This window comes from Mycobacterium cajalii (genome assembly GCF_045809005.2).
In the GTDB taxonomy this organism is placed as follows: domain Bacteria; phylum Actinomycetota; class Actinomycetes; order Mycobacteriales; family Mycobacteriaceae; genus Mycobacterium.
Map to the genome: position 1 here is coordinate 3,471,018 of NZ_CM141436.1, position 12,648 is coordinate 3,483,665.

A 12,648-nucleotide genomic window follows, 5' to 3' on the forward strand; every position below is an offset into this window, starting at 1 on the left:
CCCCGGCTACTCATCGTTGTCCAGCAATGCGGCGTTGACCAGGTCGTCGAGATCCATGTCCGCGATGCTCTTCGCCGTGGTCGCGGCCGACGTGGGCTGGCCCCCGACTCCGACCTCGCTGCCGTTGGACTCATCGGCCAACGCCAACAACAGCTCCAGAACCCCCGCCTGGCGCAGACGCTTGATCGGGATCGACGCCACCACCCGCCGGATTTCGTCTTCTCCGGGGGTCGCGGCCGGGGCGGCTTGCCCGGACGTTCCCACGAGTTCGCGGTGCATGTAACCGGCCAGCGCGCCGGAGTTGGGGTAGTCGAAGATCAGCGTCGGCGACAGCGCCAGTCCAGTCGCGGTCTTGAGCCGGTTGCGCATCTCGACCGCGGTCAGCGAGTCGAAACCCAGTTCCTGGAACGCCTGGTCGGGATGGATCGCCTCGGGGCTGGCGCTGCCCAGCACGGTGGCGATACTCGAACGCACCAAATCCAGCAGCACCGCGTGTTGCTCGTCCTCGGGCAGGCCTTCGAGGCGTTGTAACAGAGCCGATTTCGATTTCGCGGCGGCCAGCGAGTCGTCGACCTGGCGCCGGGTGGGCGCGTTGATCAGGTCCACGAACATCGGCGGCAGCGTGCCCCCGTCGAACTTGGTCCGCAGTGCCGCGAGGTCGATGTGTGCCGGCAACACGAACGGCTCGTCGAGGATGAGCGCGGTGTCGAACAACTCCAGCGCCTCGTCCGACGACATGGCCACCACGCCGTCGCGGGCGAAGCGGGCGAAGTCGACGGTCGCCAGTCGCCCGGTCATGGCGCTGGCCTGCTCCCACAGACCCCAGCCCAGCGAGATCGCCGGCAGGCCATGGGCCCGCCGGTGCGCGGCCAACCCATCCAGGAACGAGTTGGCCGCACCGTAGTTGGCCTGCCCCGAGGAGCCCACCAGCGCGGCCAGCGACGAGAACAGCACGAACGCCGACACATCCAGGTCGCGGGTCAACTCGTGCAGGTTCCACGCCGCATCCACCTTGGCCCGCAACACCACATCCATCCGCTCGGGGTTCAGGGAGGTGACGACCGCGTCGTCGAGCGCTCCGGCGGCGTGCACGACGGCCGAAAGCGGATGCTGCACCGGAATATCGGCGATCACCTTCGCCAACGCCTCACGATCGGCCGCATCACAGGCCACCACCTGCACCTCGGCACCGGCCGCACCCAACTCCGCCACCAACTCCGCGGCCCCCGGCGCCTCCGGCCCGCGCCGGCTCACCAACACCAGGTGGCGCACCCCGTGCCGGGCCACCACGTGCCGCGCCAGCGCCGAACCCGCCATCCCCGTGCCACCGGTCACCAGCACCGTGCCAGTAGCCCACGCCCCCGGCATGGTCATCACGACCTTGCCGACATGACGGGCCTGGCTCAGATACCGCAACGCCGCCGGGGCGCGCCGCACGTCGAACGTCGTCACCGGCAACGGCCGCAGCACCCCCGCCTCGAACAACTCGGTCAAATCGGCGAGTATCCGCTGGATGCGGTCGGGGCCGGCCTCGAAGAGGTCGAAGGCGCGGTAACGCACCCCCGGGTACTCCTCGGCGATCGCCTGCGGATCGCGGATGTCGGTCTTGCCCATCTCCAAGAACACCCCACCCGGGGCCACCAAGCGCAGCGACGCATCCACGAACTCACCGGCCAGCGAGTCCAGCACCACATCGAAACCACGGCCACCGGTGACCGCACGGAACTTCTCCTCGAACGCCAGACTCCGCGAATCCGAGATGTGATCGTCGTCGAAACCCATCGCCCGCAAGGTGTCCCACTTGCCCTTGCTGGCCGTGGCAAACACCTCCAAGCCCAGATGCCGCGCCAACTGCACCGCGGCCATCCCCACCCCGCCCGCGGCGGCGTGCACGAGGATGCGCTGACCCGCCTTGACCGAAGCCAGATCCGTCAGCGCGTAGTAGGCGGTGGCGAAGACCACCGATGTGGTCGCCGCGGCGGTGTGCGACCAACCCGAAGGCACCTTCACCAGCAGCCGCTGATCGGTCACGGCGACCGTCCCGGTGCCTTCCGGGAACAGCCCCATCACGCGGTCGCCCACCGCGAAACGCCCATCGCCGGAGGCGGTTTCGACCACCACGCCGGAGGCCTCGACGCCCATGACCGCGTCGGGGTCGGGGTAGAGGCCCAGTGCGATCATGACGTCGCGGAAGTTGGCGGCGACGGCCGACGGTGCGACGCGAACCCGCCCGGGCGCCAACGCCACGTCGGCGTCGGGGATGGGCTCGAGCCTGACATCCTCGAACGTGCCCTGACCGCTCATGCCCAGTCGCCACGGCCCCTGACCCGGGGGCACCAGCACACCGCCGACCGCGCGGCTCCCGCGCACCCGGGCCGTGTACACCGTCCCCTCGCGCAGCACCACCTGCGGCTCACTCACCGCCAGCGCCGCGGCCACGGCCGAATCATCCAGCGGCACATCGGCATCCACGAGCACGATCCGGCCGGGATGCTCGGTCTGCGCCGCACGCACCAACCCCCACACCGCCGCGCCCGCCAAATCGGTGACGTCCTCCCCCGGCAACGCCACCGCACCCCGGGTCGACACCACCAGCGTCGCCGCCCCGTTGCGGGCCAACCACGTTTGCAGCACGTTCAGCACGGCACGTGTGGCCGCGTAGACGTCCGCTACGACGTCGCCGCTCACCGGCGGAGAGTCGAACAGATACGCCGCGGGCTCGACCTCGGTGGTATCGAAGACTGTTGTGCCCCAAGCGAACACCGAGACCGGCCGCACCTCCTCCGGGGGCTGCGCGGACCAGACGACCTCGAAGATGCGATCCGGGCCCGAGTTCGAAGCCGCCGCCAGTAGCTGCTGATCGCTGACCGGCCGCGCCACCATCGTCGACACCGACAGCACCGGCAACCCCAACCCGTCGGCGAGCTCGATCGACATCGCCGACGGACCCGACGGCGCAATGCGCGCCCGTAGCGCCTCCGCGCCCGCGGCGTGCAACGAGACGCGCTGCCAGGAGAACGGCACCAGCACCGAGCCCTCGGGCAACTCGCCCTCCCTGGAAGCCAGGATCACCGCGTGCAGCGCCGCATCCAGCAGGACCGGATGGATTCCGAAGCCGGCCACGGACAACCCGGCGTCGGCCGGCAGGGCCACCTCGGCGAACACTTCGTCGCCGCGCCGCCACATCGCGGTCAGACCACGGAATGCCGGCCCGTACCCGTAGCCGCGTCGGGCCAGAAGCTCGTAGCCCTCGCCGATGTCCACCGGTACGGCCCCCGCCGGCGGCCAGGCCGACAGGTCCGCGCCGGGCTCGACCGATCCCGCACCCAGCACACCCTCGGCGTGTAGGAGCCAGGCGGTGCTCGTTTCGGCGCGCGAGAACACCGAGACCGTGCGCGTGCCCGACTCGCCGGGGCCGCCGACCACCACCTGCACCGCGACCGAGCCGCCAGCGGGTCCTGCCGGCAGAATCAGCGGCGCAGCCAGATTCAACTCCTCGACGACTGCGCAGCCCACCTCGTCGCCGGCGCGGATCGCCAACTCCACGAATCCCGCGCCGGGAAACAGCACGGTGCCACCGACGGCGTGATCGGACAGCCAGCCCTGCGTGGCGGCCGACAGCCGGCCCGTGAGCACCACCCCGCCCGATGCCGGCAAGTCGACCACCGCGCCCAGCAGCGGGTGCTCGCTGACGCCCAGCCCCAGACCGGCGGCGTCGGCGGCCCCACCACCGGCGGAGAGCCAGAACCGGCGCCGCTCGAAGGCGTAGGTGGGCAGTTCGACGAGGTTGGCCGTTCCGATCGCGCGGCGCCAGTCCACATCCATGCCGGTGACGAACCCTTGCGCGAGCGCGTTGGCCAGCGTCGCCGGCTCGGGGCGATCCTTGCGCAGCACCGACGCCGTCAGCACCGGCGCGTCGGACAGCGACTCTTCGATCGCCGCTGCCAGGCCGCCGCCGGGGCCGACTTCCAGGAATCGGGTCACCCCGGCGGAGTGCGCGAACCGGATGCTGTCGGCGAACCGGACCGCTTCGCGGATGTGGCGCTTCCAGTACGACGGCGAGGCGAAGTCGTCTGCGGCCAGTTGCCCGGTCACGTTGGAGACGATCGGGATGCCGGCCCCCGCGGTGGCGAGCCCGGCGGCGACCGCCCCGAATTCGTCGACCATCGGCTCCATCAACGGTGAGTGGAAGGCGTGCGAGACGGCCAGCCGGTGCACTCGGCGGCCTTCCCCGCGGAACCGCTCGGCGATCGCGACCACGCTGTCTTCGGCGCCCGAAATCACCACGGAGGCCGGCCCGTTGACTGCGGCGAGGCCAACGCGGTCGCCCAGCAGCGGCCGCACTTCCTCCTCGGTGGCCTGCACGGCGAACATCGCCCCGCCCGCCGGCAGGGCCTGCATGAAGCGGCCCCGGGCGGCCACCAGCACCGCCGCGTTCTGCAGCGACAGGACGCCGGCGACGTGCGCGGCGGAGAGTTCGCCGACCGAGTGACCCATGACGAAGTCGGGCCGCACGCCCCAGGATTCGAGGAGCCGGAACAACGCCACCTCGACCGCGAACAGAGCCGGCTGGGCGAATTCGGTGGTGTTCAGCAGGTTCTCGTCCTGGCCCCACATCACCTCGCGCAGCGGGCGCAGCAGGTGCCGGTCGAGTTCGGCCACGACGGCGTCGAGGGCCTCGGCGAAGACCGGGTATTCGGCGTGCAGGTCCCTGCCCATGCCGAGCAGTTGGGAGCCCTGGCCGGGGAACACGAAGACGGTCTTGCCCGTCGGTGTGGCGCTGCCCCGCACGACCGAACCGGCCAGGTCGTCGCGCGCCAGCTCGTCGAGGCCGGCCAGCAACCGGTCCCGGTCGGCACCGACCACCACCGCGCGATGCTCGAACACCGACCGGCCCGCCAGCGACCACCCCACATCGGCCACGTCGAGGTCGGGGTGCGCGGCCACATGCTCGGCCAACCGCGCGGCCTGGGCCCGCAGCGCCGTCGCCGACTTCGCCGAGACCACCCACGGCACCACCGGCGGCCGCGGACTCGGCACGCTCTCGGACGCCGGGGCGGCCTCCAGGATCACGTGCGCGTTGGTGCCGCTGATCCCGAACGACGAGATCCCCGCCCGTCGGGGCCGCCCCTCGCCCGTCCAGGCTCGCGCCTCGGTCAACAACGACACCGAGCCCGCCGACCAATCCACGTGCGCGCTCGGTTCGTCGACGTACAGCGTGGCGGGCAGCATCTCGTGGCGCATCGCCAACACCATCTTGATCACCCCGGCCACCCCGGCCGCGGCCTGCGTGTGACCCATGTTGGACTTCACCGACCCCAGCCACAGCGGCTCGTCGCGGTCCTGCCCGTAGGTGGCCAGCAAGGCCTGCGCCTCGATCGGGTCGCCCAGCGTCGTGCCGGTGCCGTGGCCCTCGACCGCGTCCACCTCGGCCGCGCTCAGGCCGGCGTTGGCCAGCGCCGCGCGCAGCACCCGCTGCTGGGACGGCCCGTTGGGAGCGGTCAGCCCGTTGGAGGCCCCGTCCTGGTTGACCGCCGAACCCCGCACCACCGCCAGCACCGGATGACCCAGGCGCCGCGCATCCGACAGCCGCTCCAGCACCAGCATCCCGCCGCCCTCGGAGAAACCGGTGCCGTCGGCGGCATTGGCGTAGGCCTTGCAGCGGCCGTCGACCGACAATCCGCGCCAGCGGCTGAATTCCACGAAGATGTCGGGCGTGGCGTTGACGGTGACGCCGCCGGCCAGGGCCAGGTCGCACTCCCCCGCCCGCAGCGACTGCACCGCCATGTGCAACGTCACCAGCGACGACGAGCACGCCGTGTCCACCGACACCGCCGGGCCCTCCAGCCCCAGCACATACGACACCCGCCCCGAGGCCACGCTCGAGAGCTGGCCGGTCAACCGGAAGCCCTCCACCGGCTCGGCGGCGAACATGCCGTAACCCTGCGTCATCACCCCGGCGAACACGCCGGTGGCGCTGCCGCGCAGCCCGCCCGGGTCAATCCCGGCCCGCTCCAACGCTTCCCAGGACAGCTCGAGGAACATGCGTTGTTGCGGGTCCATGGCCAGCGCCTCGCTGGGGCCGATCCCGAAGAAACCGGGATCGAAGTCACCGACGCCCTCGACGAACCCGCCGGTGCGGGTGTAGCAGGCGCCCGGGACGTCGGGGTCCGGGTTGTACAGCCCGGCCAGGTCCCAGCCACGGTCGCTGGGGAACTCGCTGAGCACGTCGCGGCCCTCCACCAGCATGGCCCAGAGGTCGTCGGGCGAATTCACCCCGCCCGGATAGCGGCACGACATGCCGACGATCGCGATCGGATCGTCGCCGGTGGCGCGCACCGCCGGTGCGTGGGTGACTTCCTGTGGCGCACCGGCGATTTCGGCGCACATGTACCTGGCCAGCCCGTTGGGGGTCGGGTAGTCGAAGATGAGGGTCGGCGACAGCGCCAGTCCGGTCGCCGTTTTGAGCCGGTTACGCATCTCGACCGCGGTCAGCGAGTCGAAACCCAGTTCCTGGAAGGCCTTGTCGGGGTCGACGGCCTCGGGGCTGACGTTGCCCAGCACGGTGGCGATGTTGGATCGCACCAGGTCCAACATGACGGCCTGCTGTTCGGATTCGGGCAGCCCGTGCAGACGCTGCGCCAGAGCCGATTTCGATTTCGCGGCGGCCAGCGAGTCATCGACCTGGCGGCGGGTGGGCGCGGCGACAAGCTCGCTGAACATCGGCGGGACCACGGCGGCGTGCGCTCGCAGCGCGCCGAGGTCGATGCGGGCGGGTGCGACGAACGGCTCGTCGAGGATGAGCGCGGTGTCGAACAACTCCAGCGCCTCTTCGGAGGACAGGGCCAGGATTCCGTCGCGGCCCAGGCGGGCACGTCCGGTGGTGCCCAGCCCCCCGGTCATGGCGCTGGCCTGCTCCCACAGACCCCAGCCCAGCGAGATCGCCGGCAGGCCATGGGCCCGCCGGTGCGCGGCCAACCCATCCAGGAACGAGTTGGCCGCACCGTAGTTGGCCTGCCCCGAGGAGCCCGCCAGCGCGGCCAGCGACGAGAACAGCACGAACGCCGACACATCCAGATCGCGGGTCAACTCGTGCAGGTTCCACGCCGCATCCACCTTGGCCCGCAACACCGCGTCCACACGCTCGGGCGTCAACGACGTCACCACGGCGTCGTCGAGCACCCCGGCGGCGTGCACGACGGCCGAAAGCGGATGCTGCACCCCAATATCGGCGATCACCTTCGCCAACGCCTCACGATCGGCCGCATCACAGGCCACCACCTGCACCTCGGCACCGGCCGCACCCAACTCGGCCACCAACTCCGCGGCCCCCGGCGCCTCGCGCCCGCGCCGGCTCACCAACACCAGGTGGCGCACCCCGTGCCGGGCCACCACGTGCCGCGCCAGCGCCGAACCCGCCATCCCCGTGCCACCGGTCACCAGCACCGTGCCAGCGGCCCACGCCCCCGGCATGGTCATCACGACCTTGCCGACATGACGGGCCTGGCTCAGATACCGCAACGCCGCCGGGGCGCGCCGCACGTCGAACGTCGTCACCGGCAACGGCCGCAGCACCCCCGCCTCGAACAACTCGGCGAGTTCGAGCATGTACTGGTGCATGCGGACGCGGCCGGGTTCGAAGAGGTCGAAGGCGCGGTAACGCACCCCCGGGTACTCCTCGGCGATCGCCTGCGGGTCGCGGATGTCGGTCTTGCCCATCTCCAAGAACACCCCACCCGGGGCCACCAAGCGCAGCGACGCATCCACGAACTCACCGGCCAGCGAGTCCAGCACCACATCGAAACCACGGCCACCGGTGACCGCACGGAACTTCTCCTCGAACGCCAGACTCCGCGAATCCGAGATGTGATCGTCGTCGAAACCCATCGCCCGCAAGGTGTCCCACTTGCCCTTGCTGGCCGTGGCAAACACCTCCAAGCCCAGATGCCGCGCCAACTGCACCGCGGCCATCCCCACCCCGCCGGTGCCGGCGTGAATCAGCACCCGCTGGCCCGGTTGGGCGTCGGCGAGGTGCACGAAGGCGTAGTACGCGGTCATGAACACCGCGGATATGGCGGCGGCTTCGGCGTAGGACCAGTCGGCCGGCATCGGAAGCAGCAGCCGGACGTCGCCGGCGACCCGCGTGCCGTTGCCGTCCGGGAAGAAGCCGAACACCGAGTCGCCGACGGCGAATTCGGTGACCCCCGGGCCGACTTCGACCACCACGCCGGCTCCTTCGCCGGCGAGCAGCGCGTCGTGGGTGAACATGCCCAGGGTGACCATGATGTCGCGGAAGTTGGCGGCGACGGCGCGCACGGCGACTCGAACCTGGCCCGGCTCCAATGGCGCATCGGCGTTGGGGACCGGTTCCAGTTGCAGGTTTTCGAACGTGCCGGCACTGCTCAGGCCCAGTCGCCACGGCCCGTCACCGGGGGGCACCAGCACGCCCCCGGCCGCGCGGCTGCCGTGCACCCGGGCCGTGTACACCGTTCCCTCGCGCAGCACCACCTGCGGCTCGCCCACCGCCAGCACCGCGGCCACGGCCGAATCATCCAGCCGCACATCGGCATCCACGAGCACGATCCGGCCGGGATGCTCGGTCTGCGCCGCACGCACCAACCCCCACACCGCCGCACCCGCCAAATCGGTGACGTCCTCCCCCGGCAACGCCACCGCACCCCAGGTGGACACCACCAGCACGCCGGAGTCGCGCTCGGTGACCCAGGACTGCACGGCGGCCAGCGCCTGGTGCGTGCGCGCGTAGACGTCGGACAGCGGGAGTAATTCGGCCGCAACGGATTCGAAGACTTCGTAAGAGGGCAGTTCGTTCTTGGCCGGCGTCGTCGCCGCGGCCGGCGACCAGATCATTTCGAACAGCCGGTCGGGACCCGAACCCGAAACCGCCGCCCGCAGCTGCTGATCGCTGACCGGGCGGGCCACCATCGCACCCACCGACAACACCGGCAAGCCCAACCCGTCGGCGAGCTCGATGGATACGGCCGACTGTCCGGCGGGCGCGATCCGGGCCCGCACCCCCGTCGCACCCGCCGCGTGCAGCGACACGTTCTGCCACGAGAACGGCAGCAGCACTTCCGCTGTCGGGGAGGCGGACCGGCCGGCAGCCCCGTCCGCCACGACCAGCGCGTGCAGCGCCGCGTCGAGCAGCGCCGGGTGTACCCCGAATCCGTTGACACCACCGGCGGCATCGGGCAACTGCACCTCGGCGAACAGCTCGTCGCCGCGAACCCACGCCGCGGTCAATCCCCGGAATGCCGGGCCGTATTCGTATCCGCGGGCCGCCAGCCGCTCGTACCCGCCGCGCGGATCCACGGCGACGGCGCCGGCCGGCGGCCATACCGACAGGTCCGCGCCCGGCGCGACCGCCCCCGAACTCAACACGCCCTCGGCGTGGCACACCCAACCCGAACCCGGGGCCGAGTCGGAGCGGGAATACACCGAAACGCTGCGCCGTCCCGAATCCTCGGGGGCGCCCACCACGACTTGCAGCGCCGCGGACTCTCCGGGAGCCGGCAACAGCAGCGGCGCCCGCAGCGTCAGCTCCTCGACGACCGGGCAGCCGACCTCGTCGCCGGCGCGGATCGCCAACTCCACGAAGCCGGTACCGGGGAACACCGACACCCCGGAGACCGCGTGGTCGGCCAGCCACTCGTGCGCGCCGGGCGCCAGCCGGCCGGTGAGCACCACCCCGCCGGAGGCCGGCAACTCCACCACCGCACCGAGCAGGGCGTGATCGCCCGCGCCCAGGCCCAGACCGGCGGCGTCGGCCCCGAAGCCTTCGTTCGAGAGCCAGAACCGTCGCCGCTCGAAGGCATAGGTCGGCAGCTCGACGAGGTGCGCCCCGTCCAGTACGCCGCGCCAGTCGACGCCCACACCCGCCACGAATGCGGCGGCGACCGACGCGAAAAAGCGCTCCAGCCCGCCCTCCTCGCGGCCCAGGGTGGGCACCACGATCGCCTGGGCGTCACCACCGGCGCAGTCGTTACCGATGTCTTCGAGCCCGGCGATCAGGGCGGGATGTGGACTGGATTCGATGAACGCGCGATACCCGTGTTCGCAGGCGCTGCGGACGGCCTGCTCGAACTGCACCGTCTGACGGATGTTGCGATACCAATACTCGGCGTCCAGACCCGCTGTGTCCAAACGGCTTCCGGTGACCGTGGAGAAGAAGGCGGTGCGCGTGGAACGCGGTTCGATACCGGACAGCGCCTCGATGAGTTCCGCACGGATGGCGTCGACCTCGACCGAATGCGACGCATAGTCCACATCGATCCGGCGGGTGCGCAGTTCCTGGCCGGCGCAGACCCGCATCAGATCCTCCAGCGCGCCCACTTCGCCCGAGACCACCACCGCCGCCGGGCCGTTGACGGCAGCAATGCCGACGCGGTCACCGTAGGGCGCCGACAATTCCCGCGCCCGTTCGGCGCCGCAGGCGATGGACACCATGCCACCGGGACCGGCCAGTGACCGCAACAGCTTGCTGCGCAACGTCACCACGCGGGCGGCATCGCGCAGGGACAGCGCCCCGGCGACGTAGGCCGCGGCGATCTCGCCCTGGGAGTGGCCGATCACGGCGTCCGGGTTGACGCCGACCGACTTCCACATCTCGGCCAGCGAAACCATCACCGCGAACAGCGCCGGCTGCACGACGTCGACGCGGTCGATGCCCGGGGCGCCCGGCGCCCCGCGCAGCACGTCGATCAGCGACCAGTCGACGAACTCCGAGAATGCGTCCGCGCACGCGGCCATGTGCTGCGCGAACACCGGTGCCGTGGCGAGCAATTCGACGCCCATCCCCAGCCATTGGGAGCCCTGGCCGGGGAACACGAAGACGGTCTTGCCCGTCGGTGTGGCGCTGCCCCGCACGACCGAACCGGCCAGGTCGTCGCGCGCCAGCTCGTCGAGGCCGGCCAGCAACCGGTCCCGGTCGGCACCGACCACCACCGCGCGATGCTCGAACACCGACCGGCCCGCCAGCGACCACCCCACATCGGCCACGTCGAGGTCGGGGTGCGCGGCCACATGCTCGGCCAACCGCGCGGCCTGGGCCCGCAGCGCCGTCGCCGACTTCGCCGAGACCACCCACGGCACCACCGGCGGCCGCGGACTCGGCACGCTCTCGGACGCCGGGGCGGCCTCCAGGATCACGTGCGCGTTGGTGCCGCTGATCCCGAACGACGAGATCCCCGCCCGTCGGGGCCGCCCCTCGCCCGTCCAGGCTCGCGCCTCGGTCAACAACGACACCGAGCCCGCCGACCAATCCACGTGCGCGCTCGGCTCATCGACATGCAATGTCGCGGGCAGCATCTCGTGGCGCATCGCCAACACCATCTTGATCACCCCGGCCACCCCGCCCGCGGCCTGCGTGTGACCCATGTTGGACTTCACCGACCCCAGCCACAGCGGCTCGTCGCGGTCCTGCCCGTAGGTGGCCAGCAAGGCCTGCGCCTCGATCGGGTCGCCCAGTGGTGTCCCGGTGCCGTGGCCCTCGACCGCGTCGACGTCGCCCGCCGAAAGCCCCGCATTGGCCAGCGCCGCCCGCAGCACCCGCTGCTGGGACGGCCCGTTGGGAGCGGTCAGCCCGTTGGAGGCCCCGTCCTGGTTGACCGCCGAACCCCGCACCACCGCCAGCACCGGATGACCCAGGCGTCGCGCATCCGACAGCCGCTCCACCACCAGAATGCCGCCGCCCTCCGACCAGCCGACCCCGTCGGCGGCGTTGGCGTAGGGCTTGCAGCGGCCGTCGACCGACAATCCGCGCCAGCGGCTGAATTCCACGAAAACCGCGGGTGTGGCGTTGACGGTGACGCCGCCGGCCAGGGCCAGGTCGCACTCCCCCGCGCGCAGCGACTGCACCGCCATGTGCAACGCCACCAGCGACGACGAGCACGCCGTGTCCACCGACACCGCCGGGCCCTCCAGCCCCAGCACATACGACACCCGCCCCGACGCCACACTGGACGTCATGCCGGTCAGCCGGTAGCCCTCGACCTCCTCGGCCAACATCCCGTAGCCCTGGACGACGAGGCCGGCGAACACGCCGGTGGCGCTGCCGCGTAGCCCGCCCGGGTCAATGCCGGCCCGCTCCAACGCTTCCCAGGACAATTCCAGCAACATCCGGTGCTGGGGGTCCATGGCCAGCGCCTCGCTGGGGCCGATCCCGAAGAAACCGGGATCGAAGTCGGCGACGCCCTCGACGAACCCGCCGGTGCGGGTGTAAGTCTTGTGGCGCGCGTCGGGGTCGGGGTCGAACAATCCGGCCAGATCCCAACCGCGGTCGGTCGGGAAATCCGACATGACGTCCCGGCCGTCGGCAACCATCTGCCACAGGTCTTCCGGGGTGTCGACCCCGCCGGGGAAACGGCACGACATACCGACGATCGCGATCGGCTCGCTCGACCTTTCCAGCAACGCGCGGTTGGTCCGCTTCAAGCGTTCAACCTGCCCCAGCGCTTTACGCAGCGCCTCGGTCGCATGCTGGAGTTGATCAACCATCACTATCCCTCGCCCTAACCCTCGCCTTTTGGTGGCTGTGGCCCGCCGGATGCGGCTCTCGCCGAGTCACGGGAGCTGCCGTACGACGCGATGTCATGGTCTTTGCGACCAACGTCGTGCTGCTCTCCGACCCAA

The 12,648-nt window shown here is 71.1% G+C and carries 1 protein-coding gene; it reads right to left on the bottom strand.

Annotated features, from left to right (window positions below):
- Positions 1-6: 6 nt before the first annotated feature.
- Positions 7-12,513, bottom strand: a complete 12,507-nt coding sequence (locus ACJ512_RS16485; RefSeq protein WP_461479768.1) for a type I polyketide synthase — start codon at positions 12,511-12,513, stop codon at positions 7-9.
- Between the last annotated feature and the right edge of the window lie 135 nt (positions 12,514-12,648).

What these genes read in the sequence shown, in the direction of transcription:
- ACJ512_RS16485 (WP_461479768.1), bottom strand. Translation starts at nt 12,513, where the DNA reads ATGGTTGATCAACTCCAGCATGCGACCGAGGCGCTGCGTAAAGCGCTG.